The organism is Paenibacillus sp. FSL M7-0802, from assembly GCF_038004945.1.
GTDB classification, from domain to species: Bacteria; Bacillota; Bacilli; order Paenibacillales; family Paenibacillaceae; genus Paenibacillus; species Paenibacillus polymyxa_B.
In genome coordinates, this window is the sequence record NZ_JBBOSD010000001.1 from 2,409,893 (window position 1) to 2,435,738 (window position 25,846).

Below are 25,846 nucleotides of genomic sequence, written 5' to 3' on the forward strand. Positions count from 1 at the left end.
CAAAAACAGCGGAGCCCCTCTCCCAAAGAGAAGCTTCGCTGTTCGTTCTTGTGACTATGACTTGTATTCACACTACACTATTACTTAATCCCCGAAATCGTATAGTTCTCAATAATATACTTTTGGAAAACAATGAAGATAATCATGATCGGAACGACCATGAAGGTCGAGCCTGCCATTTGAAGAGCAAATTGACTTTCGTTCTGCCCCTTGAGCAGTGACAGCCCGACGGACAAGGTGTACAGCTTCTCATCGTTCGCAATAATGAGCGGCCACAGGAAGCTATTCCATCCACCGATAAAGGTTAAAATGGCCTGTACTGCCAGAATTGGTGTCGAGATAGGCAATACGATTTGCAGAAAAGTACGGAACTCCCCTGCTCCATCAAGACGTGTCGCCTCCAGCAGTTCTTCCGGGATATCGGACATGAACTGCCGGAACAGGAAGATCGCGAACGCACCTACCAATCCAGGAAGGACAATCCCTAGCATGGAATTGGTCAATCCCATCTGGTTCAGGATCAAATAGACGGGAATCATCGTCACTTGACCTGGAATCATCATCGTTGCCAGTACCAGGTAGAACAGAAACCCTTTGCCTTTAAATTGGAATTTGGCAAAGCCATAACCCGCCATGGCATTCAGGAATAATCCGAAGAAGGAAGCTAAAACAATGATCAGCGTATTCGTCAGATAGGTTCCAAAAGCCATGCTATCGAATAGTAATTTAAAATTATCCAGTGTAAAATGCTGCGGCCAGATGGTCGGAGGAATTTTGGTTACCTCACCCTCTGTCTTAAAGGAGGATAGAATCATCCACGCAAAAGGCAGCACCATCAACAGACCTCCCACGGTCAGGAGAATCGCCACGAACCATTGAAATGTTTTTTCACCACTGCGCGTATTGGCGCGGGCTTGCTGAACAGCTGTTTTCACGTTCATCACCTCTCTCTATCAGGACTCCGCTTTATTCTGCAAACGGAACTGAATCAGCGTCACCGCGATGATCGCGAAGAACAGAATGAACGATCCCGCCGCGGCATACCCGAATTTACTAAATTGGAAGCCGTTATTGTAAATGAACAGGGATGCTGTCAGCGTGCCATCGAGCGGTTTCCCTTTAGTCATGACAAACGGTTCCTCGAAAAATTGCAGCCAGCCAATCATCGTCGTGATGGACACGAAGAAAATAGCGTAACGAAGCTGCGGAAGCGTAATATAACGAATTTGCTGCCATGTATTGGCACCGTCAAGCTGAGCCGCTTCATAATAAGAACCCGGAATCCCTTTAATAGCCGCAATAAAAATAATCATGTTTAAGCCTATGCCCCGCCAAACTGCCAACACAATCAACGAAACCTTCGCTACTGTTGGATCGGTCAGCCATGGGACGGGACCTAAATTCATTAAACCAAGTACATAGTTGAATAATCCAAGCGTCGGATTATACAGATAACTCCAAACCACTGCGACCGCAACCACATTCGTTACGGACGGCAGATAGAACACGACGCGGAATACTTTGAAAGCACGTGATTTCCCCATGTTAATCAGAATCGCGATGCTAAGCGAAAATATCAGCACCAACGGAACACCGATGATGACGAAGAACAGCGTATTACCAAGAGACTTTATAAAGGAAGGGTCCAAAAGCACGTTCGTGTAATTTTCCAATCCTATAAAGCGAATACTTTCATAATTAACGAGTCCGGACAGATCCATATCCGTGAAGCTGATCACGAGCGCCAGTAGAATCGGCAACAGCGAAAACAGCGTCAACAGGATGATGGAGGGACCGATAAACAAGTATGGCGCAAGCTTCTGCGAGCTTCCTTTCATGCCTTCACTCCCTTTGACAATGGCGGATATGGATCATTATTTTTTCATAATACTTGCAGCCTGCTGATTAAAGTCATCCATTTCCTTCTGTACGTCCGCTTGACCACGGTAAACACGCTCAAAGCTCTTGATGAATTGTTGAGAAACCTCTTCCCATGCTGCCAGTTGCGGCAATGCTGCGGAATGATCCAGCTGTTTACGAATCGTTTGAAGCATCGGATCACTCTTAAGCTTGGCATCTTCCCACGATTTAGTAGCCGCAGGCAAGTTACTGGACAGTTCCATCCATTTCAGCTGCGTTTCTGGTTTACTCATGTAAGCCATGAATTTGGCCGACTCCTCTGGGTGCTTGCTGAATTGCATAATTGAAAGGTTCGCTCCACCCAAAACGGACAGGTTGTTTACTTTGCCAGGAAGCTCCGCTATATTCCATTTACCTTCCAGTTCTGGTGCCTTGCTCTTGATTTCTTTAATCATAAAAGGACCGCTGATAAACATTGGAACGATACCATCACCTTGTAAACCTTGAACAGAGTCAATTCCAATATCCACTGCGTTAGAGCCGTTTTGGAAAAAAGTATTCAAATACTTCACAGCATCTACAAACGGTGGTTGGTTGAACAACGGATTGCCCTGCTCGTCAACCAGTTTGGAACCGTTCTGGAGAGCAAACATAAAGCCCATAGACTGCTCCTTTGCACTAAAGGAGATACCATATTTGCCTTTGCCCCGAGCCGCCAGCTTTTGGGCAGCATCGGAAAGCTCTTCCCACGTTTTAGGTGCTTCATTATATCCGACTTGTTTCAGTAGGTCGGAACGATAGAACAAAACTCTCGTTTCAGTGTACCAAGGCACACCGACCGGTTTCCCTTCAAATTTTGTCGTACCTACAGCACCCTCGAAGAAATTCTTCGATTCCAGTTCAGGATACTTGCTGATATAAGGGGTAATATCCGTCAATGCACCCGCAGACGCAAGTTCGGGAACCCATGATGTACCTAACTGAACCACGTCCGGACCGGATTTTGAAGCAACTGCTGTCAGCAGCTTATCGTGAGCGTTATCCCAAGGCAACGCCTGTACATCAACGTGAATATCTGGATTTTCTTTCTCAAAATCTTTTACAATTTCAGGCAGCAGTTTCCCTTCTGCTCCCATGCCCCACATGGTGATGGTCGTCTTGCCGTTCGCATCTTTACCGGACGAATCATCCTTGGACGAACAACCTACCAGCGCGCCCCCCAGTAATAAGGTGCTTGCCAAAATGATCCCCAACGTTCTTTTCATCATACGAATTCCTCCCGAGATGATCGGTTTACCGATCATGCAATATGATAACGGATTCAAATACGAGGATTTTGCGAAAATACAATTAGCGACTTCCAATGAACAATATATAGAACGAAATGGTCTCGTTCATCTATATATTGCATTTTGGAGCGACTGGAATCGAATCTTGCAAAATCCTGATGCATGTAAATACATAGCGATTAAAGCATACCGCTATAACACTTATGTTCAAAGCACAAGGACCATACCCGTCAATAGAAACGTTTCGATAGTCATTATAGAACAAATTGAAACCGTATTCAATAGGAATATTATATTTTATTCGCTCAGAATCCCGACTTTTTTTTCGTTTATATCATCTTTATTACGTTATTTAGCCTATAAAAACCCCCTGAATTGGATTTGACTCTCCATTTGAAAGCGTATATAATCCAACTGAGTTCAACAATAGAAACGTTTCGATTAATAATACGACAGAATATTATGCTTTTATACTAGCTATTAGCCTGTTCAGCACTTTTTTGAATCAATTTTATCCAAAAAATCTCATGAATCTGAAAAAAAAGAGCTGTCCACCAACAATACAGCTTATGGAGGATTATGATGGAACAACACCTGAATTCCTATTTAGAAAACATGACGCTTGAAGAAAAAGTCGATCAACTGCTACAGCTTGTGGGTGCCTTCTTTGAAGAAGCGGGAACGGATAGTCAAATTACCGGCCCTATGGCTTCTCTCGGCATCACAGAGAAAAATGTCCATAACGTCGGTTCCGTGCTTGGTATCGCAGGGGCCAAGGAAGCGATTCGTGTTCAGCAGGCTCATTTGAGTAAAAATCGTCTGGGTATTCCGCTTTTAATTATGGCAGATATTGTACACGGCTTCAAAACGATTTTCCCTATACCGCTGGCCATTGGTTGCTCATGGGATATGCAACTTGCAGAAGAGAGCGCTACCATTGCAGCCCGCGAGGCAGCTGTATCCGGTGTTCACGTCACATTCGCTCCTATGGTCGATCTGGTGCGTGACCCGCGCTGGGGCCGTGTGATGGAATCTACAGGGGAAGACCCTTACCTCAACAGCGAATTTGCTCGTGCGTTTGTGCGCGGGTTTCAGGGTAAAGATCTGACGAACGATACCGACCGGGTGGCCGCATGCGTGAAGCATTTTGCCGCATATGGAGCTGGCGAAGGCGGACGGGATTACAACACTGTAGATGTATCCGCCTGGCAGCTGCGAGAGTATTATCTCCCCTCCTACAAAGCTGCTTTAGATGAAGGCTGCGAAATGGTGATGACGTCCTTCAATACCGTAGAAGGCGTAGCCGCAACGGGCAATAAGCGCCTGATGCGTGATTTGCTTCGTGATGAATGGGGCTTTGATGGTGTACTCATCTCGGATTGGGCCGCCATCAAGGAGCTTATCCCTCACGGCATCGCCGAGGATGAGCGCGAGGCAGCGAAGAAAGCACTGCTGGCTGGCGTAGATATTGAAATGATGACCTCCTGCTATAACGGGCATCTGCCTGAGCTGGTTCGCAGCGGACAACTGGATGAAGCGCTCATTGATGAAGCCGTGATGCGTATATTGAAGCTCAAGCAAAAGCTGGGCTTGTTCGAAAATCCGCTACGCGGCGCAGACCCTGAGCGTGAACGTGAAGTTGTGTTCTGCGAAGCTCACCGTACGGTTGCCAAAGAATTAGCTATTAAATCTTGCGTGTTGCTCAAAAATGATTCCGTTCTTCCATTGAATCGCAATCAGCATATTGCGTTGATCGGACCTTTTGCAGAGAGCGGTGATATCCTGGGCTCTTGGTCGTGGAGTGGTTCGCAGGAGGAAGCTATTCGCGTTGTCGACGGATTCCAATCGAAAATATCCTCCTCGCTGCTCACGATTGCGACAGGTTGCTCTATCGACGATATAACTGAGGAGCAATATGCGGAAGCTCTGCAAGCAGCCAGCCAAGCAGAGGTTATCGTGTTGGCGCTTGGTGAGCGCTCCGATATGAGTGGTGAAGCAGGCAGTCGTTCCAATATTCGCCTGCCACAAGCCCAGTTGGAACTGGTGAAGCGCCTGAAGACGCTGAACAAGCCTATGGTAGCCGTATTATTTAATGGTCGTCCGTTGGATCTGCACGGTGTCATTGAAGAAGCAGACGCCGTATTGGAAGCCTGGTTCCCTGGTGGTGAAGGCGGCGCGGCGATTGCCGATTTGTTGTACGGTGATGCCGAACCTACGGGTCGCCTGACCATGTCATTCCCGCAATCGGTCGGACAGGTGCCCGTGTACTACAATCATTTTAATACGGGACGCCCGCAGTTAGATCCGAATACAAAAGAACGCTACGTGTCCCAATATCTAGACGTACCAAACGAACCTTTATTCCCGTTCGGCTATGGACTGAGCTACACCGATGTAGCCTATGACAGCGTACAGCTTTCCGGCGATACCCTTATACCCGGTCAGGAACTGACCGTTAAAGTGCAGGTAACGAACACAGGAACACGTCCGGTCGAGGAAACCGTCCAGTTCTATGTTCGTGATATCAGCGGTGATACGGTTCGTCCAATGAAAGAACTGAAAGATTTCTGCAAAGTCCTTCTTGCCCCAGGCGAAAGCCGGGAAGTGGAATTTGCATTGACCGAGCCTCAGCTGCGCTATCATCATGCAGATTTGAGCTTCAGTAGTGACAGCGGTGAATTTGCCGTCTTTACAGGACCTAACAGCCGAGATACTAGTGAAAGCCGTTTTCGGTTAGTGAAATAAACAGGAAAGTGAGGCGTTCCCTTTGATGAATACAAGTCTGGATCAAAATATTTTGCTACGAGCCGGCGACCTGTCTTTTACCTTCTTGAGCAGCGGTGATGTGTATAAGATCGCTCACGGCTCAACGATGATCAACCAACTGTTGACCAATTCAGTCGACGGTTCCTTGAACAATCTGTACTTGAGATTGTACCGTCCGTCCGGTGTAAGTATCACTCCCCTGCTTGGAGTTCGCTCACCGGGAGTCATCCGACAAACGGATCAGCAGATTATTTGGGAGGGTTTCACCGCTGGTGTAGGCTATCAGGTGACCTTCACGCTAAGCCGCCTGGGAGTATGGTTCTGGGATGTAACCCTACAGGGCGATGACGTGGAAGCAGATGTCGTGTACGGTCAGGATATCGGCATTGCCGATACCGCTGCTGTGCGCAGTAATGAAGCTTATTTGTCTCAATATATTGACCACACCGTCTACCATGATGAACAAAGAGGCTATACCGTTTGCTCACGTCAAAACCAGCCTCAAAGTCAGGCGTTCCCATACATTCAACAAGGCTCGTTAACCCGCACTGTTGGTTACTCGACTGACGGATTTCAGTTCTTTGGACTTTCGTACAAAGAAACGAATGAGCCGGAAGCACTCCATCGTGACTCGCTCGCCAATGAAGTGTACCAATACGAATTCGCCTATACCGCGTTGCAATCTGAGCGGGTGAAACTTGCAGGGGAAGCTCGCTTTACTTTTTACGGTCTGTTCCAGCCCAATCATCCAGCCGCAGTGACAAAGCTGGAGTATCAGGAGCTGGTGACAAAGGCACGTGACGAAGTAGCTGCCGTTCTAGCGGACACTTCCGAGACCAGCATACCGGCACACGCGACAAGTGATCTTCAGGCAGGGCGTGTGGCTCCAGCTCAAACCATCGGTGAGCCGCTGCGCACGCTGGACTTAACCGCTGCCGAAGTGAATCAACTTTTCCCGAAACGGCAGGAAGAAGAACGGGATGGAGATGAACTACTTTCCTTTTTCACGGACAGCTATGAGCATGTCGTACTCAAATCCAAAGAGCTTCGTGTAGAGCGTCCCCATGGGCACATTTTAATGGGCGGGCATTACGCAGGAGGCAAGGAAGAAACCATTACAACCACCTCCTATATGTACGGGGTGTTCAACTCCCAGCTCGTGATCGGCAATACAAACTTCAACAAAATGATCACCAACGCGCGTAATGCGCTCAATATTCCCAAGACATCCGGCCAGCGTATCTATGTCGGAGTCCAAGGGAAATACCGCCTGCTCACGATGCCTTCCCTGTTCGAGATTGGCTTTAATTATGTGCGCTGGTACTACAAAACGGCTGACGATACATTCATTATTACAAACCATACAAATGCCGATAGCCCAGAAGTACGGCTTCATATGCGTGCGGCAAGCGGCAAAACCTATCCGTTCCTCATCACCCAGCAAATGTCTATGCATGTGAACGAATATGAGCTTCCGTTTCATATGGAACGTGAAGGTGACGCCCTGCTCTTCCGGGCAGACTCTGCTTCCCTGAGTGCCGAAGCCTATCCAGACCTGCTGTACCGAATGCACGTCGAGGGTGCTCCATTACAGCAGGTGAGCGACGCTCACGTACTGCTACAGGGTACAGCTTCCGCTGATGCGTCCCTAGTTGTGCTGGAGCTGGGTGACAGCAGCGAATGGACCTGCACCGTGCAGGGTTGGCTGAATGGGCCTTCAGCCGGGCAAGAATCAACGCACAAAGAGCGTCACGCTTCCTTTGAAGATGAGCGCGAGCGCTATCGGGAATATTTTGCCGAGCTTATGAACGGTTTCCATCTGTCGCTGGGTCAACACGAAACGAGCGAGCTATTCCGTGTGAACGCAGTGGCTTGGTGGTACACCCACAATATGCTCGTTCACTACTCTGTGCCTCACGGTCTGGAGCAATACGGCGGTGCAGCCTGGGGAACACGTGATGTGTGTCAGGGGCCTGTGGAATATTTCTCAGCTACGCAAAAGTTCGACGAGGTTCGTTCCATTCTGCTGACTGTTTTCAGCCATCAGTACGAGGACAGCGGAAACTGGCCGCAATGGTTTATGTTTGACAACTATACTCACGTGCAGCAAGAAGAAAGCCATGGGGATATTATCGTCTGGCCGCTCAAGGTACTGGGCGACTATTTGACCGCTACCCGTGATTACAGTATTCTGGGAGAAAATGTACCTTACACCCATCGGCATACTTTCGATTATACCAAGCAGACCGCGACTCTCATGGAACATGCCCTGAAGGAAATCGAATATATTCGGGAGAATTTCCTTCATGATACGTATTTGTCGGCCTATGGCGACGGCGATTGGGATGATACCCTCCAGCCAGCCAATGCTCAGCTGAAGCAATACATGGCGAGCAGCTGGACGGTTGCACTCACCTACCAAGTTATTAGTAACTTTGCTGCTGCTTTGGAGCAGGCCCCCACGGGTGTAGTAAGCGAAGCCGACAAGATTGCACAAGATCTACATCAAATGGCCAATGGCATCCGTAAAGACTTTAACCGCTACATGCTGGAGAGCGGAATTATTCCGGGCTTCGTGTATATGGAAGAGCCCGGCCAACCTAAGCTGATGCTCCATCCGTCTGACACCGAGACAGGAATCCATTATCGGTTGCTGCCAATGACACGCAGCATGATCAGCCAGCTGCTCACGCCTGAACAAGCATTGGCTCATGAGCAGCTCATCCGTGAGCAGTTCCTCTGCCCGGATGGTGTGCGTCTGATGAACCGCCCTGCACAGTATGATGGCGGTGTGAGCTCGCACTTCAAGCGTGCAGAGCAAGCGGCCAACTTTGGACGTGAGGTCGGGCTGCAATATGTGCATGCCCATATCCGCTTTGCGGAAGCGATGGCCAAGTTGGGACGCAAGGATGACGCTTGGCACAGCTTGAAGCTCATCAATCCGGTCGGCATCCGTGCGTCCGTACCGAATGCCGAATGGCGCCAAAGCAACGCCTATTTCAGTAGCTCGGACGGTAAATTTAACACCCGCTATGAAGCCCAGGAACGGTTTGGTGAACTGCGTGAAGGAGCCATACCCGTCAAAGGCGGCTGGAGAATCTATTCCAGCGGTCCGGGAATCTACATGAATCAGCTCATATCGAATGTCCTTGGTATTCGTCAATCGGGCGAAGACCTGATCCTGGACCCTGTGCTGCCGGATCATCTCGACGGATTGGAATTTGAATTTTCCTTTGCAGGAAAACCAATTACCTTCGTCTACCGCATGCTGCAAGAGCGTACTGGTAGTGAGCAAGGCCGTGCAGTATTGAACGGGACACCACTGGAAAGCGTGCCAGCCGATGATAATCGCTACCGCTCTGGTGCCTTGCGCATCAAACGTGAGATTTTCGAGCAGGCCTTAGCAGAACATGACGGTGTACACCGTCTGGAAATTATTTTATAAAGAGTTTCTGATGCTAAATCTGGTATAGGCAACAAAGGGATGGCGATCTTGCGGGATCGCCCTTTGCTGCTTATGTGTAGGACTACGACATTTGGAATAGATATGTGGTTAATAATGAATATACAATAGCAATTATAAGACGGACGACAAGGAGGTCACGATGTGGTCAGCATTAAAGATATCGCCAAACAGGCGGGCGTTTCCATATCTACCGTTTCATATGCCTTAAATGGTAGCGATAAGGTAACAGAAGAAACTTGCGCACGTATTTTAGCGATTGCCAAAGAGCTTAACTATGTGCCCAATGCCGCCGCACGTAATCTCAAGAAAAGGCAGACCAAAATTATTGGCGTTTTCCTGACTGATTTTCGTGGAGACGTTTATGGAGATTTACTGTATGGCATCAAGGAAATTTTAAACCGCAAGGGCTATGATCTCATCGTATGCAGCGGTAAGCAATCTCACCGAATGCTGCCGGAACGCATGATCGACGGCGCCATTGTGCTGGATCAGACGTTTGATAGTCAGGAGCTACTGAACTACGCCGAGCGAGGACATAAAATTGTCGTGTTGGACCGTGAACTGAATCATCCTAACATTAACCAGGTGCTGTTGGATAACAAAGCGGGCGCCGCTCTCGCAATCGAACATTTATTGGAATTGGGACACCGTAAGCTATATGTGGTTACCGGACCAGAAGGTTCTTACGATTCATGGCAACGGATGCAGGCGGTCAAGCAGACCATTGAGCGTAGCGGCGTCGCTGAAATGATCGAAATTGACGGCGATTTTGAGAAATCGGGTGGCGAACAGGCGGCTGAAATCATTTTGCGGCAACAAGATGGCCCGGGTTCGGAACCTGTAGCCGTATTTTGTCTCAATGATGAAATGGCAGTGGGCTTTTACAATCGAATGGCTCAATCAGAACTGACAATTGGCAAGGATATTCATATCGTCGGCTTTGATAATATCGAGCTGGCGCAATATATTCAGCCCCGTCTGACAACGATTGACTATTCCAAACGTAAATGGGGCGCTGTAGCTGCCGAACAAGTTCTCAAAATCATTGCGGGGGAAGACGTGGAGCATGAACGTTTATACGTTACGCTTGTCCAAAGAGAATCGGCAGGCGCAGCATTCATCACCCCAGATCAACAGAATCTGTGATGAACAACGCAGAAGTAACCTGCTCGCCAGCCTCAAAAAAAGAACTTCCATAGTCCCAGAACACGGGTTGGAAGTTCTTTTAGTTATACTTTTTTAACCTAACAAATCCTCAATTAAATTCGTCAACGACCGTAAGGGATTGCCAATCATTTCCCCCGTCTCCAGCTCCACCTGTAACGCAGCATCAACCATAGACAACTGTGCTACAGCCAGACCTCTGCTTGGATCAGCCTTCCTCAGCTCATACAGCGAACGGACCAGCAATTCCTTATACTCGTCTTCACGTCCCTGCATAATCAGTTGAAAAGCGTCCTCCACCACCTTAACCTCTATCCAAGAAGAGATATCTGGTTTGCCTAACAGAGCAGCCGTATGATAAAGACGCTTCATCGTTCCCTCTACAGTAGCCGGATTCGTGAATACCAAGGTCCGTGGCAGCAAATCATCGCATATCTCATGAAAAAAGGGCTCATCCAGCGCAATTACTGGTGTAGACATGGTCAATTGAGCCTTTTCTGCCAAAACGATATAATTCGTGCACGTTATCAAAATAACGTCTATGTCGCTTTGGGCAATCCAGCTTAGTTGCTCTTCTACCTTGCGACTGGCATCGTCCGCAGAAAAATGCGGGTCTGACGAGATCCGGCGCATAAGCCCAGGGTCCACAAAATGTATCAGCTCCACCTCATAAGAAGCAAAAGCTCTTTCCACATAGGCTATGTTCGAGTGATGTGCATGCAGGCAGCCCACACGCTGCTTCAAGCCTTCCATCGTTCAACCCCCTGTTATATGTTTGCATCATTTTAACAGGAACAGGACGGTTGGGAAAGCGTGCAATCAGGCCATACCCCAAACTCACTTTTTTTAAAACTTACCGTTTGTATTTTTCCACTCTGTTTTAGCTGGAACCTCCTGAACTACGTCCCAATGTTCTGCTACCTTACCGTTCTCTACCCGGAACAGATCATAGACAGCGGCTGAAGTTCCCTTAGATGATGTCAATTCACTCACAACCAGCACGAAGTTGCCTTCTCCAATAACCATGTGAACCTGACCATATCCAAAAGAAGCTCCTTGGCTTCCCGCTGCGGAAAATGCTTGCTTCAAATTGGATACACCGTCACCAAAAAGAGGATTATGCTGGATGTAATGATCACCGTTATAGTAGCTTTCCAGTGCGGCGCGGTTCTTGCCAACCAGGATATCATCCACAAACTTGCGGATTAACGTTTTGTTCGTCTCGGTTTGGTTGCGATCTGTGATCTGTGTTGTTCCGTCAATCATTGTACGTCCGCTTGGATTAGCTGGAGCCGAGTCCTGAATATTGTCCCAATGCTCAACAATTTTACCATTGCTATCGAAGCGGAAAATATCAAAAACAATGCTCGTTTTTCCTGCAATGGACTCTTTATAATGAACCGCTACATAATTGCCATCCTGAATTACACGTTGGATTTCAACCTGTACATTGGCTCCCTTCGACTGGCTAATTCCTTGCAGCAAGGCATCTCTTCCGCTGGCAAAGCTCAGATTGTGCTGAATGTACTGATCTTTGCTGATCCAGGTCTCGGCCGCTTTCGTATCTCCGGTTTCAAAGCTTTTCACGATTTCAACGACCTTATCCTTATTACTCACCCCAATTTGCACCGTTTGGCTGGCCGGGTCCCAAATCACTTGCTTGCCCCATGCTTCTTTGACGACATCAACCGGCACATAGGTTACCCCTTGCTTGGTCAATAGGGTCGAGGTGGATAGCGGTACCTTAATCCCGTTGATTTGCGCTTCCGGACTGCCTGACACCAATACAACCGTCGCCTGATCATATCGGATAGTCGTGCTTTGTCGCGCCGTATTGAACGTAATATGCTTGGCATCCATTGGAATTCCCAAACTGGAGGCCAATTGTCTCAAGGGAATTAAGACCTGCTTATTTCTCACGATAGGCGCAATTTTGTAAGCCTCCTTCTTGCCATCTACCCAAACCTGAATACCCGTAGTAGGTTTTACCTCGGCTGCTAAAGCCGGTACAGCAGAAGACAGAACAAGCAAACCAGCGAGTGCAGCAGTAACCGTATGTTTTTTCATGAATGTGAACCCCTCTCAACCTATAAAATAGAATATGGAAGACAATTTCCTTTTATGTAACTTATATAGTTACACCTAATCGCAAAAAGCAACTTTTCCCCGCCTATCTAACTTTAAACCCCATTTAAATGTTTTGAAACCTCAATAACCCTCCTTTCAAAAATTTATACTTATACTGCTACAATGCAAGCCACAAGCCTTAGAATAAAGGATATGGGGAGCAATAACAATGTGTGATAAATTGCTAATGCCGAAACTCAAAAAAAGCGGCTCCTATCGCCAAGCGAATAAACGCTTTTTGAATAGTAAGCCGCTGTTAACCCCATTGCTATTGTTATACGGATAACGTTCTCCGAAACTTGATAAAGCTCCCAATTCGCCAGATTGAAATATACACCAGCGCCATCGTAATCGCCAGCATACTAACTTCAGACGTACCCAAACTACTGAGGTACTGGGTCAGAACAACGCGAATCAAGATAATAGCGATAATAATATATTTAAAATATTGGTTTGGCTTCGGATAAATAAGACCGTCATCCCGTCTTTCATACGCCGTATGCAGCAAAATAACATAGCCAAACAGAGCCCCTAATAGCCCGGCAACCAGCAGTTCCCAAAAGGCGGGGGGCGCATACGTTTGACCGGGAATATGCATTAATTGGTACACAGACATCATCATAAGCGGGAACGCGATAAACAAGGGGAGCAGAATCCGGATTCCGTTTCCTTTTACCGGCCCCCCTCGTCTTTTGGTTCTCAACCAGATCATCAGCCCCACCAAAACAGCCAACAATGTATATATAAATATCGTCGTCATGGTGAAACTCCTTCCTCATAGATCCTATAGATATGCTAGCCTAAATCGACAGTTTTTTCTCCAATAGATAAGCGCTCAAGCGGATTAATACATATGCAGCAACCCAACTGATCAACACCGCAATCGGGAAATGCCAGGTAAAAGAAAACCATTGTCCTGTTTGAACATGGTCAAACTGCTCATAAAGCCCCTGATCGCCTGACCAATAAAAGACACTCCCGCCACCCATTAAAAGAATCCAGAGTATCGGGCTAATCGGCCGCAAGGTGCTGTATTTGGTACTGGCCGTCAGCAGACCCAGCGCAATAACCAACGGTGTGAAGGCGATAATCATCACAAACCAGTTCAATCCAGCTATAATAAAGGACGCTGCATCCGCAAACGTATAAGGCTGGATGGTGGATGAGATGAACAGCGCGTACAGAGAACCTACCACAAACAGGGACAAGGTCACGACCACGGCTTGTAAAATAGCAGCAATCCATTTGGCGCTAATCAGCCACATACGCGGATAGGGCAGAGTCAGCCACCATCCGTAGGTGTCATTCTCCCATTCTCTTCTCAGACTTCCCACACCCATGAAAATGATCATGTACGGCAAACCCAGGGTGACATACCACAGCCTTGTCAATTCGAGTTGGTTATGAAGCGCGAAATACAAGGAAATAACGAACGCCGCAATTAGAAATAATGAGAAATACACAAGTCTCCACGATCTCGGTAGTCGATTGCGGCTCTGCTTTCTCCAGCTTCCTTTATTTCGAAATTCATGGCGTATCAAATCTTTGAACAGCCCTGATGAATTCACGCCTTCCACTCCTTTTTGTACAAATTGCGGAACACCTGATTCAGCGAGCCATGCTCTGCACGCAGATCGTCCGAATCACCAGACCATATAACCCGTCCGCGGTCCATCATGACCGTGTAGTCAAACAAGCCTTCCACTTCCTGAATATCATGCGTGCTAATGAGTATAGACTGCTGGCGACCCTCCAAATAATCAATAATCCCAGCCACAATCGCCTCTCTGGAGAGGACATCAATGCCCGCAAACGGTTCATCCAGGATCATGAGCGGAACCTCACGCGCCAGACATAAAATCAGTAGCACACGTGCCTCCTGTCCGCGACTCAACCCGGCCATTTTCAACTCCAACTCCACGTCCATATGATCAGCAAGTTTATAAGCATCTTTTATATTGAAGCCAGGCAAGAAGGATTCCCCCCACTCCAGTGTCTGCTGCACCGTATGATTGGGGTACCAGCGAGCCCGGTCAGGCAGGTAGGATATACCACGATTGGTTTCCCAACCCGGCTTTTGCCCCAACACCTGAAGCTCGCCCCCATCTGGCCGAATTAATCCGGTGATTGCTCGAAAAAAGCTGGACTTCCCACAGCCATTGGGTCCAAGCACCCCTACAATGCGTCCCGCCGGAATGACGACATCCAAGTGGTCCAGCGCTTTTTTACTTTCATATTGCTTCGTCAGATGACTCGCAACCACAATAGATTCCCTCATGCCCCTTCGCCTCCTCCCTCGTCATTTCCGTCCTGTTTGCTTCTTATATACTGCTGTACATCTTCCCACGATAACCCCAGGCTGCTCATCTGTCCGAGAAACTGCTCTATATATGTTATGGCCAATTGTTCCCTAAAGCTGGCAATCCGTTCACTGGACGAAGTAACATAAGTGCCTAACCCGCGCCGCTTCTCAGTCAATCCGTCCCGCTCCAGCTCCTGATACGCCCGCATCACAGTATTTGGATTCATGCGTAATTCCTGCGCCAGATCACGAACAGATGGCATTTTACTTCCCATTTCGATCTCCCCTTTAGCAATGGAGCTTCGTACTTGATTTAATATTTGTTCATATAATGGCTGGCTGAAGTCAATTAAAAATCGGAACGAGCCAACCCGTTGTTCTTCCATGGGTGTTTCCCCCTAATCGGCTGCATCTATTGTGCCTGTAGTGTATTATATCACTTAATACACGTAATACAAGTACCATCTTACTAAAATGTTAGTCATGCTTCCAAATTTCATTCAGTAAATGCTCAGCTTGCACTCAGATAGCATTCAAGTTGATCCCTTATGATGTATCACGTACCAAACAAACCATAACCGAAAGGTGGAAAATGAAGATGAAGAGCACCAAGAAAGCAATTTTGGCTGGAACGATGGCCTTGGCATTTTTAGGAGGCGGTGCACTATACTCCACAAGCGCAGCCCATGCTGCTTCAACTACACCTGAGAAGGCTCCCATTGCAGACAAAGCACAAGCACCTAAGGGTAACCCCGGAGATGCTAACGGCCCTAAAATGGCAGGAGGAAACTATGCTGAGAACAAAGCTCTCCTGAAATTATTGAAATTGTCCTCCAGTCAGTTGGATACACAATTGAAAGCAGGTAAATCCCTTGCTACAATCGCCAAAGCACAAGGTGTGAGCGTAAATTCCGTTATTGATGTGATGGTTTCAGATATGAAAGCGAAACTGGCTACGGAAAAACAAAACGGCAAGATTACGGCAACTGAATATAACCAACGTGTCTCTAATCTAAAAAAAATGATGACAGATATGGTGAATGGCGTAAAACCCTCCAAACCACCAGTAGATGGCGGTAAAGCGGATGCAGGTAAAGCTCCTGCTCAAGGTGATGCAGCCAAGGCTCCTGCTAAAACCAATGCAGCTAAAGCCTCTGCTAAGCAGAAATAGCTACATCCACCCATGTATAATAAATCTCCATCCGGCTTCCCTGTACGGATTGAGAAATCAATAAGCTTGTCCCCTGCTGCTGATACAACAGGAGGGGACAAGCTTATTTGTCATGTAAACAAGATAATATGTGGTAGACTAACATGATCCAGAGGTCATTTTTCACTAAAATTCATAATAAGGAGAATGTAATGAAAATAAATAAACAGGAATTTGATATACAAGGAATGAGCTATACGATCAGATCTGCCATGATTCAAGATGCGAAGAATTTGTCTGAAATCCGTTTGCTGATTGATGGAGAGACTGAAAATTTAGACAGAGAGAAGGGAGAAGCGTTTATAAGTACATCCGGTTTTGAACAGCTCATTGAATCAGATACAGAGAATAACAGAAACCTATTTTTAGTTGCGGTAGTTCATGATAAAATCGTCGGCTTTTCAAGATGTGAGGGCCATGTTCTGAGCAGATTCTCTCATAAAGTTGAATTTGGCGTATGCGTACTAAAGGATTTTTGGGGTTATGGGATCGGGACGAATCTTTTAAAAAAATCTATTTCTTGGGCTGACTCCAATGGCATCAAGAAAATAACTCTACAAGTTTTGGAAACGAATGATAAAGCCATTGAGCTCTATAAAAAACATGGATTTGAGATCGAAGGGTTATTAAAAAACGATAAGGTTCTTTCAGATGGCAAATACTACAACACCATAATCATGGGGAGATTTCATAAATAAAAAAAGACCCTGTTCAACAGGATCTTTCATCTTTGTATCGCCACACATCCCCTAGTAGCGATAATCATCATAAGGATTGCGATTACGATACTGATCACGCGGCTGCTGGGCTGCGGTAATCATCAAAAATATGCCTGAGATCAAATGCATCAACCAGCCCACAATCGGAATCCATCCAATAACCGAGGTCACGATCCCTAAAATAGATCCATAATAAGACTCTCTATTCGTCACCGATAGCACCAACGTAACAATGTGGAAAATCAGCATAAAGAACAATATAGTATACGCGGAATTTACGATGAGCAGCCCGCCCAAAACGGGAATAGCTAAAAATAGCTCCAATCCGCCTGTAATCCATTTTAATGTTTTTGATGGTGTCATTGTCCCACTCTCCCGATGCTGTTTCATTCCTATAATTATATCCTATCCCTACACAGGGTGACATACATTTTTTAACATATTATTTGCTTATTTCGTGACAGTCTCATCCCTTTTCCGAATGAGCTAAGCCCTGGCTACATATATGTGAGAGAGAATGAAATTTCGTGATTTCTAAAGGGGTGAACACGATGGGATATTATATTGAGGTGGAACGCGGCGTGAAGCTGTATGTCGAGGATATTGGAGAAGGCATCCCTGTTCTGATGGTTCACGGCTGGCCGCTGGATCACCGAATGTACGAATATCAGGCCGCCTTGTTGCCTGCTTACGGGTATCGCTGTATTCAGGTTGATCTTAGGGGGTTCGGCAAGTCTGATCGACCATGGCATGGATACAATTATGATCGATTGGCGGACGATCTGCTGGCTGTTATGCAGGCGCTTCAGTTAAACCAGGTACGGCTGATCGGTTTTTCGATGGGGGGAGCTGTGGTCACACGCTACATGAGCAGGCACCGGGGATTTGGCGTCAATCAGTTGATCTTGATCGGAGCAGCTACGCCCCGATTCACCCCAACCAGCGACTTCCCTTACGGTACTCCTGTCACAGAGGTAGATAAACTCATCAAACAAGCCTATACAGATCGTCCACAACTGGTAACTTCTTTTGGCGAGATGTTGTTTGCCAATCCCGTTAGCCAGAGCTTACGCGATTGGTTACGTGATCAGGGTTTCGCGGCTACAGTTCATAGCATGGCTTGTACTTTGTATTCACTGCGTGACTCTGATTTGCGCGCTGACCTACCATGTATACACGTGCCTACTTGGATTCTACACGGCAAGCTGGATCGGGTCTGTCCTTTCCCCCTGGCTGTCCAAACTCAAAAAGGAATTGCCGGATCAAAGCTTATTCCTTTCGAACGAAGCGGGCACGGTGTATTTTACGAAGCGCTACCCGAATTTAATTCTATCTTACTGAGCATACTAGCCCCATCCTCCACACCATAATTGAAAACCTGTTCATTCTTATGTATAATTCATATTTATAAAAAACAAAAAAGACGCCTCAGCGCCGTTAATGGCTATGGGGCATCTTTCACTACAAACATTTATCCGTTTAGGATTGTTTGGTATGATTAAAGCTCGTATTATTTAAAACAGCCAGCTTTTTCTCGCCCTTCACCATGGCAGAACCGCAAATGGGGCATGTCGGCTCGACAGAAAAAGCGAAGTTATCCCGCATCCAGCCGTTACATGTATCGCTGGCGCAATTCCAGACAGTTGTAATTTCCTCAGGAATCTCATCCATTGGCTTTTTCCGTGAATTGTACATAAACATCCCTCTTTCTTCATGATTTATAAAGCGATAAGATGTAATCAGTTCAAAAACGGTCTTGTGAACAGATAAAAACAAATGCCCCAAACGCTATGTTCGGGGCATCTGAAGTAGGCTGTAATTTTAAATTACAGTTTTACAACGTTCTCAGCTTGTGGTCCACGGTTTCCTTCAACTACGTTGAATTCTACGCGTTGGCCTTCGTCCAAAGATTTGAAACCTTCGCCTTGGATTGCGGAGAAATGTACGAATACGTCGCTTCCACCTTCAACCTCGATGAAACCGAAACCTTTTTCTGCGTTAAACCATTTAACTGTACCTGTTTGCATGGAATTACCTCCAAAATGTATTTATATGACCTTTATTTTTGACAAATAAAAATTCACATATTGCACAAGGTTATTTCAACCTAAAACAATAACCCTCTACAATATGTGAATCTCAGGTCACAATTTCAATATACTCATATTACCATAAGTGTATTGAAAACGCAAGCACTGGTGAATTTAATTTATGCAGAGTGCTTATGTCTTCTATTGCTGCTTCAAAGCTGTGTTCATTCGGCGGGAGTGAGTCATTAACGCCTACTTAAAACATTATATCCGCAGTTGCTTCCTATTATACCAGCAATCAAGAAATAAATATACAAAACATTGTGCAGGAGACGAACTTCTTACTAAAAGCTCATCTCCTGCGTTTATTTGCTCATTTTGAATTACAATTCTGCCAGTGCTTTAATTTCCTCTGCTGTCAGCGCTTTGTTATACATTTGAACTTCATCCAGGCTGCCATTGAAGTAAGCATCGGCGGCAAAGCGGCTTTTGCCGAGATAAGCCTCACTCGTCAGCAACTCATTGGGATTAAAGGTAATGCTGTCATTAACGGCTACTTCCTCACCATTTACATACAGCTTTCCTGTATTCCCTTCCAGTGTAACCGCTACATGCGTCCACTGGTTTAGAGGTAATGATGATTTGGAAAGCAAGCTTTGATCCGTACCCTCATGGATTGTAAACTGGAGCACACCGTTTCCTTGGGAAGGGGTAAGAAACATATGCCGGGCTTGGCCGTTGCCGAAGTCAAAAATCCGTTGCCAAGCTGCACCGCCCTTCCAGTTCACCCAAGCGGAAAAGGTAAAATCCTTCGCATCTGTTACTGTATTTGGTAGTTGCACGTAACCATCCTTACCGTTTAGGACAAGCGCACCGCCAAGCTTCCCGTCTTTATCCCATGCAGCACCACCATAGGTCTTACCATCGAATTGATTGTATGTGCTGTCGACAACCGAAGTTCCTTGATCTTCACTCCACGAATAGCGTGCGAGCTGAGGACCTCGGGCCTGCCCGGGAACAATGGCTGTAAAGTTTTTCTTAGCTGTGGCTTTGTCCTTTTTGATGGTCGCTGTCAATGTAACTGTTACAGGCTGAGAGCCGGCTTCTGGACGGTATACTTCACCTGTCACAGAAATATTCTCCGGGTGGGTGGATTCCCATGAAATAGTGGTATCTTGTGCTGCTTGAGTAGGTAGCGTCAGATTATAAAGAACATTGCTCGTATCGCCCAGGCTCAGATCCTTCTGCACAGCAGCTACAATTTTGCTGGCCTTCAGGTCAGGCTTTAGCGAACCCCATACCGCAACACCCTTGGAGGACAACGCGGTAAAAGCAAGCGTCTTGGCACCTGTGTCTGGATCACGGTGCCGCAGGAATACACCTTTGTACTTCGTGCCCTCTGCTGTAATTTCCAGCTGATTGCCTGCCCCCAACTTCCATGTACCGTTCACTCCACCAGACAGCTTGCCGCCACTATCCAGACTGACGTTAACGGCTTGCTTAATATTTGCCGAAATTTCCTTCCCGTGATTTACATACGAATATTGACCGAGGACATCCTTTTCTGACAGCTTTTTCAGTGAATCTTCATCTCCCGAATAACGATAAGGAGCAACCACAGGCCAACCGTCAGCGTTCATGAACATTTCATGTACCCGCACTTCAAACTGTTCGCCTCTCCCCGGGAAACGGGAATGGAAAATGACAAAATGCTTTTTCGTCTTGGGATCATAATAAGCCGAGTTGTGTCCGGGTGACACATAACCTGCACCCAGTCCAGTACCCGGATCACCAATTTCTCTTGGAATCAGGTAATTACCTATCAGTTTGACACCGTATGGTTCAATGGAAGCGTCATCAAAAAGTGGTTTATCGGGATTCGCCTTGACCTTGATCATATCATTGCCTTCAGCATCGTAGAAAGGACCATCCGGTGTTTTGGACCGAGCCACCCGCAAGTTGTATCCGCCATCCGCTGACAATCCACCATAGGACAGGAACAAGTAATAGTAGTCCGTTTGCGGACTGTATTGTATGTACGGCCCTTCCATACGAGCATGATTACCGCCTGTCAGCTTTTTACCGTAGCCTTGACCAGGGAGCGGCTTCCCTGTTTTTTCATCCATCTGCATAATGAAGATGCCTCCTGAGTAAGAGCCATATACCATCCACAACTTGCCGTTTTTATCATAAAAGGTGTCCGGGTCTACGGCATTTGGATGCTTGGTTGCGTCATAGATCGTCCCATCCTCACTCGGTTGGTCCCACATGCCGGATTTTAGAAAAATGCCTTTATTCTTATAAGGCCCTTCAATTTTATCAGCAACTGCTAGGCCCATTGCTGAACGCGGTGAGTCACCCTTGCAAGCGTTATAATACATATAGAACCTGCCATCTGCCAGTTGAATGACATCAGCTGCCCACAGGGTGTCTGTCTGTGCCCAATCCAGTGCTTCCTTTAATTCTTCTTTGACGTTGGGAATCAATGCATTACCATTCGCCACTCCTGTAGCAATCGTATCCCAATTCATGAGGTCTTTGGACTTGGCAGCCGCCAGATGTGAGCCGAAAATGTAAAATGTGTCTTTCACTTTCAGGATGGATGGATCATGTACGGAAGTCTCCTTGAAAGAGACAGCCTTTTTACTTTGAATTGAAAAGTTTTCTAGGTCTTGAGCTTGAAGGGAAGTTTGCCCCACATTTTGAATTCCATCTGTATCTGAATTGAGTGTTTGCTCGGCGCCTACCAAAGAAGCAGGCAACAACAGTGCACCTGCCAGTGAAGCTGCCGTTACTTTACGAACAAATGATTGCTTCATAAATCAATCTCCTCTCGTTTTGAACATCCCTGATAACATAAAAAAATATTGAGAAAGCGGTCAGGATTATGTTTGTATTAACTTCTTCAGCCTCGAATTTAATGTTGCTCATCCCTCCTATTCATCATTAAAGCGCTTTCACTTGATTTGAAAATAAAAGCACCTTCTGTTAAGAAGGACGTTTCAAACCTAGCGGTTAACCGTACCTCTATATTATTCAATGGATATGGAAAATTCAATATGTAATTTTATATTTTTATAAATTATTCATCGAATTATTAACATTAATAAATGTATTGCGTAAATTTCTAGTTTAAAGTTATAATTTTACAAGTAAAATTTTATATGTTTCCTGCCGATATACCTAAAAGGACAATTTTACGGATACTGTAAAGAACCGTTTAGATTTTATAAGGAGGTGAAAAATATATGCAATGGTATTTAAATGCATTAAAAAACTATGTAGGATTCCAAGGTAGAGCAAGACGTACAGAGTATTGGATGTTTATCCTATTTAGTGTAATCGTTAGCTTTGTAATCAGTCTGATCGATAGTCTTGTTGGCTTATCACCGATATTGACTTACATTTATTCTTTGGCTGTCCTGCTGCCATCCTTGGCCGTCCTGGCCCGTAGACTGCATGATACAGGCAGAAGCGGATGGTGGATTCTAATCGCTCTGATTCCTCTGGTAGGGTCAATTATTTTGATTGTATTCACATGCCAAGACAGTCAGCCTGGCGACAATAAGTATGGGAAAAACCCTAAATTGTAATGGTTGTAGATGTCTAAAACCTCTTTCACTTTTGTGAAGGAGGTTTTTTTCATATCTGTATCTCCCCCATCGAAATTTCAGCAGTAAGTTTATCTGGAGACCCCTGCGTCCATACTGGATTAAAAAGTATCCTCAAAGAGAGGGAGAACGTTCATGCGTTTTCGGAAAAGAACCCCCCCTAACAAAGTTAAAAAGCCGCCAGTCCAGCACAGCGAAAGTAAGTCTGAGCATTCAGGAGAGCAGCTCAGTGCGAATATCGGAAGCAATCTTCAGCAAATCAGACAAGCACTCGGTAACAGCACTGACATCATCATAAGAGAAGTTCGTATCGGCAAAGATGGTGACCAGCTCATTGCAATTCTCTATACGGACGGTTTGGCGGACAAAAATATAGTCTCCGACTTCATTATGGAATCGATGATGCTGGATAGTAGCTTGTCCAGAGACGTAGAGTGCAGGCTCCAGAACTCCTCTAGTGTCATGCAAGTATTGAAAGATTATGCCCTAACCATTGGAAGCATCCGGGAGATTATCGACTTTGAAACCTTATATAACGCGCTGTTGTCCGGGGATGCTGTCATTTTGATTGACGGTGAGACACAGGGAATAGTAGCCAGCGCACGTGGATGGAAGGATCGCGGTGTCACCGAGCCTGCCTCGGAAAATGTCGTCCGTGGGCCGCGGGAAGGATTTTCTGAGACACTGCGCACGAATACGGCATTGATTCGGCGTAAGATTAAAGATCCGAATTTGTGGCTGGAAACCAAACAAATCGGTCGTGTAACCCAGACCGAAGTCGCTGTCATGTATATCAAAGGGATCGTGAACCCTAAATTGGTCGAGGAAGTGCATGAGCGATTGAATCGCATTGATGTAGACGGCATTCTCGAAAGCGGTTATATCGAGGAGTTAATCCAGGACGAAACTTTCACCCCTTTTCCAACAGTATATAACTCCGAACGTCCAGACGTCATCGCCGCCGAGCTGTTGGAAGGAAAAATCGCGATCCTGGTGGATGGGACCCCGTTTGTGCTTGTCGTACCTGCGCTGTTTGTTTCCTTCCTGCATGCGGCGGAGGATTATTATCAGCGTGCGGACATCAGCAGCTTCATCCGGGTTCTTCGTTACACCGGAGTTTTTATCTCCCTGTTAGGTCCGTCCCTATATATTGCCATCACTACGTTTCATCAGGAAATGCTGCCGACCTCACTGCTGATCGGTCTGGCAGCACAGCGGGAGGCCGTTCCCTTCCCCGCCTTTATCGAAGCACTCATGATGGAATTAACTTTTGAAATATTGCGGGAAGCTGGAGTTCGTATGCCGAAGTACATCGGGGCAGCCGTCTCTATCGTAGGCACACTCGTCATCGGGCAAGCTGCCGTCGAGGCGGGCATCATATCTGCAGCAATGGTTATTGTCGTATCGATTACGGCGATTTCAAGCTTTGTTCTCCCTGCCTATAATATGTCCATCGCTTTTCGTATGCTGCGGTTCCCCTTGATGGGACTTGCCGCTTCCTTTGGGCTGTTCGGGATTATCGTTGGAGGCATTGCCCTGGTCCTGCATATGTGCAGCCTTCGTTCGTTCGGTGTTCCCTATATGACTCCTTTTGCACCTCTAATACCGACGGACACCAAAGACACCATATTTCGGTTTCCTCACTGGATGATGACTTCACGTCCACGGTTAGTCGATCAGAAGAATGTCAAACGTCGAAACAGCGCTCCACCTCGCAAATCAAGGGAATAAAAGAAAAGAGAAACAGTCGGAAAGGAGTGGATAATCATGAAGCGGAAGATAGCGATTCTGTGCCTGATTCTTGCACTCGTTTTACTTCTGACGGGCTGTTGGAATCGCAGGGAGTTGAATGAACTTGCCATCGCCGTTGGTATGGGGATTGATAAACAAGGAGATCAATTCCGGGTCTCTCTCCAAGTGGTGGATCCTGGAAAAGCATCGGCCAAAAAAGGAGCAGGCGGTGGTGCTCCAGCCACCTTGTATACAGAAGAAGCGGATACCATATTTGAAGCGATCCGAAAAATAACAACGATTAGCCCCCGGAGAATGTATTTTTCTCATCTGCGTATATGTGTAATCGGTGAATCGATGGCCACCGAAGGAATGGCGAAATCTTTAGATTTACTCTCCAGATATCATCAATTCCGCACTGATTTTTATATTGTAGTGTCCAAGGGCACTAGTGCGGAGGATACGTTAAAAATTATGACACCTTTAGATCCGATTCCCGCAAACGACCTTTTCTCCTCTCTGGAAACATCACAAAAAAACTGGTCACCCAGTACGACAGTAACTTTGGATGAATTGGTATCAGCACTCACCAGTGAAGGAATGCAGCCTGTCTTGACAGGACTCCGAATCGTTGGCAATAAAGAAACGGGAGAAACAAGCGGCAATGTGCAAGAGATCGCCCCATCCGCCCGATTACAGTATTCCGGACTTGCTGTATTTAGAAAAGATCGATTAATCGGGTGGTTAAATGAAACTGAAAGTAGAGGCTACAATTTCATCCGCGGCAAAGTGCAGAGCTCTGTCGGCTTTGTAGCTTGCCCCAGAGGCGGCAAAGTCGTTTCGGAAATCATTCGTACCCAAACAACTATAAAAGGGAACGTTTATAGGGGGGAGCCCCAGGTCAATATAAAAATGCAGGTTGAGGCCAACGTGGGAGAAGTCGAGTGTAATGACCTGGATCTGACCCAGGTGGGGACGATTTATGACATTGAGAAGAAAGAGGAAGAAAAGATAGAAGAGATTATGAAAATGGCTGTCAGAAAAGCTCAAAAATCATACAAAGCTGACATTTTCGGATTCGGTGAAGCCATTCACCGCGCTGACCCGAGAACCTGGAAATCCATTAAAAAAAATTGGGATTATGAGCACTTTGCAGAATTACCCGTAAATATCAAGGTCAATTTCAAGATTCGGCGCTTGGGCACGATTGGCAGCTCATTTTTGAATGATATTAAGGAGTAAATCCCTTGTCAGATACGGCGGGGGATCTGGCTCCTGTATAGAACCTTACCCTACAAAAGAAGGTGTTTCCCAAGATGCTATCTCATATGGTGAAAGTTCTGGGCATATTACTAACCGCTGCTGCAATCAGCTTGATCGAGGTCCCCTACATGTGGAAAAAGGGGTTAAAAAAAGAGCTTTGGTTATTCTCCATCCTTCTCCTTTTTGCCGTCGGAATTTGCTGCGCCAAGGCATTAAACTGGCTTATTCCAACTCCTCTGGATTGGATAACAGCGGTATATAGACCTTTCAGTGATTTCCTGACCCATATCGGTCTAATAAAATAAGAC

General features: G+C 46.4%; 23 protein-coding genes. 10 read left to right on the forward strand and 13 right to left on the reverse strand.

The window, feature by feature from the left end; all coding sequences use genetic code 11:
* Positions 1-80: 80 nt before the first annotated feature.
* The 3 genes from MHB54_RS11305 to MHB54_RS11315 are packed head-to-tail and all read right to left on the reverse strand — an operon-like array spanning position 81 to position 3,128.
* A complete protein-coding gene (locus tag MHB54_RS11305) occupies positions 81-935 on the reverse strand; it encodes a carbohydrate ABC transporter permease (RefSeq protein WP_023986622.1) in 855 nt (284 codons plus the stop codon).
* Between the two features lie 18 nt (positions 936-953).
* The gene (locus MHB54_RS11310) at positions 954-1,838 is read right to left on the reverse strand and encodes a carbohydrate ABC transporter permease (protein WP_023986621.1); all 885 of its coding nucleotides are present in this window, start codon (positions 1,836-1,838) and stop codon (positions 954-956) included.
* 36 nt (positions 1,839-1,874) lie between these two features.
* Positions 1,875-3,128 carry a sugar ABC transporter substrate-binding protein gene (locus tag MHB54_RS11315; RefSeq protein WP_034094959.1) on the reverse strand — a complete coding sequence of 418 codons (1,254 nt, stop codon included), beginning with the start codon at positions 3,126-3,128 and terminating at the stop codon, positions 1,875-1,877.
* A gap of 603 nt (positions 3,129-3,731) precedes the next feature.
* On the opposite strand from MHB54_RS11315, the gene bglX reads away from it, so the two are divergent.
* The 3 genes from bglX to MHB54_RS11330 all read left to right on the forward strand — a co-directional run bounded on the left by bglX (position 3,732) and on the right by MHB54_RS11330 (position 10,527).
* The gene (gene bglX / locus MHB54_RS11320; protein ID WP_103744744.1) at positions 3,732-5,894 is read left to right on the forward strand and encodes a beta-glucosidase BglX; all 2,163 of its coding nucleotides are present in this window, start codon (positions 3,732-3,734) and stop codon (positions 5,892-5,894) included.
* Positions 5,895-5,919: 25 nt separating this feature from the next.
* Positions 5,920-9,360, forward strand: coding sequence for a GH36-type glycosyl hydrolase domain-containing protein (locus MHB54_RS11325; RefSeq protein ID WP_264454788.1), 3,441 nt, complete (start codon positions 5,920-5,922; stop codon positions 9,358-9,360).
* Between the two features lie 162 nt (positions 9,361-9,522).
* Positions 9,523-10,527: a LacI family DNA-binding transcriptional regulator gene (locus MHB54_RS11330; protein WP_264454278.1), complete on the forward strand. Its 1,005-nt coding sequence runs from the start codon at positions 9,523-9,525 to the stop codon at positions 10,525-10,527.
* A 93-nt stretch (positions 10,528-10,620) separates the two neighbouring features.
* Here the strand turns inward: MHB54_RS11330 and MHB54_RS11335 are convergent, their stop codons facing one another.
* The 6 genes from MHB54_RS11335 to MHB54_RS11360 all read right to left on the reverse strand — a co-directional run bounded on the left by MHB54_RS11335 (position 10,621) and on the right by MHB54_RS11360 (position 15,360).
* The gene (locus tag MHB54_RS11335; RefSeq protein ID WP_209940822.1) at positions 10,621-11,298 is read right to left on the reverse strand and encodes a hypothetical protein; all 678 of its coding nucleotides are present in this window, start codon (positions 11,296-11,298) and stop codon (positions 10,621-10,623) included.
* A gap of 93 nt (positions 11,299-11,391) precedes the next feature.
* Positions 11,392-12,612, reverse strand: a complete 1,221-nt coding sequence (locus MHB54_RS11340; protein ID WP_264454279.1) for a stalk domain-containing protein — start codon at positions 12,610-12,612, stop codon at positions 11,392-11,394.
* A 334-nt stretch (positions 12,613-12,946) separates the two neighbouring features.
* Positions 12,947-13,432, reverse strand: a complete 486-nt coding sequence (locus MHB54_RS11345; protein ID WP_264454280.1) for a cytochrome c biogenesis protein CcdC — start codon at positions 13,430-13,432, stop codon at positions 12,947-12,949.
* 40 nt (positions 13,433-13,472) lie between these two features.
* Positions 13,473-14,240, reverse strand: a complete 768-nt coding sequence (locus MHB54_RS11350; RefSeq protein ID WP_023986612.1) for an ABC-2 transporter permease — start codon at positions 14,238-14,240, stop codon at positions 13,473-13,475.
* A complete protein-coding gene (locus MHB54_RS11355; protein ID WP_264454281.1) occupies positions 14,237-14,950 on the reverse strand; it encodes an ABC transporter ATP-binding protein in 714 nt (237 codons plus the stop codon). The genes MHB54_RS11350 and MHB54_RS11355 overlap by 4 nt, the downstream gene beginning before the upstream one ends.
* Positions 14,947-15,360: a GntR family transcriptional regulator gene (locus MHB54_RS11360; RefSeq protein WP_258297472.1), complete on the reverse strand. Its 414-nt coding sequence runs from the start codon at positions 15,358-15,360 to the stop codon at positions 14,947-14,949. Before MHB54_RS11360 ends, MHB54_RS11355 begins: the two co-directional genes overlap by 4 nt.
* 212 nt (positions 15,361-15,572) lie before the next feature.
* Between MHB54_RS11360 and MHB54_RS11365 the strand changes: the two genes are divergently transcribed.
* Together MHB54_RS11365 and MHB54_RS11370 are read left to right on the forward strand one after the other, a co-directional pair.
* Positions 15,573-16,145, forward strand: a complete 573-nt coding sequence (locus MHB54_RS11365; RefSeq protein ID WP_023986609.1) for a hypothetical protein — start codon at positions 15,573-15,575, stop codon at positions 16,143-16,145.
* A gap of 191 nt (positions 16,146-16,336) precedes the next feature.
* Positions 16,337-16,882, forward strand: a complete 546-nt coding sequence (locus MHB54_RS11370; RefSeq protein WP_264454282.1) for a GNAT family N-acetyltransferase — start codon at positions 16,337-16,339, stop codon at positions 16,880-16,882.
* Positions 16,883-16,933: 51 nt separating this feature from the next.
* Here the strand turns inward: MHB54_RS11370 and MHB54_RS11375 are convergent, their stop codons facing one another.
* Complete coding sequence (locus MHB54_RS11375; RefSeq protein WP_250273452.1) at positions 16,934-17,266, reverse strand: hypothetical protein; 333 nt, start codon at positions 17,264-17,266, stop codon at positions 16,934-16,936.
* Positions 17,267-17,454: 188 nt separating this feature from the next.
* Here MHB54_RS11375 and MHB54_RS11380 point away from each other — a divergent pair, with 188 nt between their 5' ends.
* Entirely contained in the window at positions 17,455-18,273 is an 819-nt protein-coding gene (locus tag MHB54_RS11380) for an alpha/beta fold hydrolase (RefSeq protein ID WP_023986607.1), read from the forward strand.
* A gap of 109 nt (positions 18,274-18,382) precedes the next feature.
* On the opposite strand, the gene MHB54_RS11385 is transcribed toward MHB54_RS11380, so the two are convergent.
* From MHB54_RS11385 to MHB54_RS11395, 3 genes are all read right to left on the reverse strand, one after another.
* Complete coding sequence (locus MHB54_RS11385) at positions 18,383-18,598, reverse strand: cold-shock protein (RefSeq protein WP_013308357.1); 216 nt, start codon at positions 18,596-18,598, stop codon at positions 18,383-18,385.
* A 131-nt stretch (positions 18,599-18,729) separates the two neighbouring features.
* Complete coding sequence (locus tag MHB54_RS11390; protein WP_007428290.1) at positions 18,730-18,930, reverse strand: cold-shock protein; 201 nt, start codon at positions 18,928-18,930, stop codon at positions 18,730-18,732.
* Positions 18,931-19,316: 386 nt separating this feature from the next.
* A complete protein-coding gene (locus MHB54_RS11395) occupies positions 19,317-21,752 on the reverse strand; it encodes a LamG-like jellyroll fold domain-containing protein (RefSeq protein WP_076295737.1) in 2,436 nt (811 codons plus the stop codon).
* A gap of 429 nt (positions 21,753-22,181) precedes the next feature.
* On the opposite strand from MHB54_RS11395, the gene MHB54_RS11400 reads away from it, so the two are divergent.
* From MHB54_RS11400 to MHB54_RS11415, 4 genes are all read left to right on the forward strand, one after another.
* Positions 22,182-22,526, forward strand: a complete 345-nt coding sequence (locus tag MHB54_RS11400) for a DUF805 domain-containing protein (protein ID WP_023986605.1) — start codon at positions 22,182-22,184, stop codon at positions 22,524-22,526.
* 153 nt (positions 22,527-22,679) lie between these two features.
* Entirely contained in the window at positions 22,680-24,275 is a 1,596-nt protein-coding gene (locus MHB54_RS11405; RefSeq protein ID WP_076295736.1) for a spore germination protein, read from the forward strand.
* 36 nt (positions 24,276-24,311) lie between these two features.
* On the forward strand, positions 24,312-25,517 hold the full coding sequence (locus MHB54_RS11410) for a Ger(x)C family spore germination protein (protein WP_023986603.1): 1,206 nt from the start codon (positions 24,312-24,314) through the stop codon (positions 25,515-25,517).
* Positions 25,518-25,591: 74 nt separating this feature from the next.
* The gene (locus MHB54_RS11415; RefSeq protein WP_023986602.1) at positions 25,592-25,843 is read left to right on the forward strand and encodes a hypothetical protein; all 252 of its coding nucleotides are present in this window, start codon (positions 25,592-25,594) and stop codon (positions 25,841-25,843) included.
* Positions 25,844-25,846: the final 3 nt, after the last annotated feature.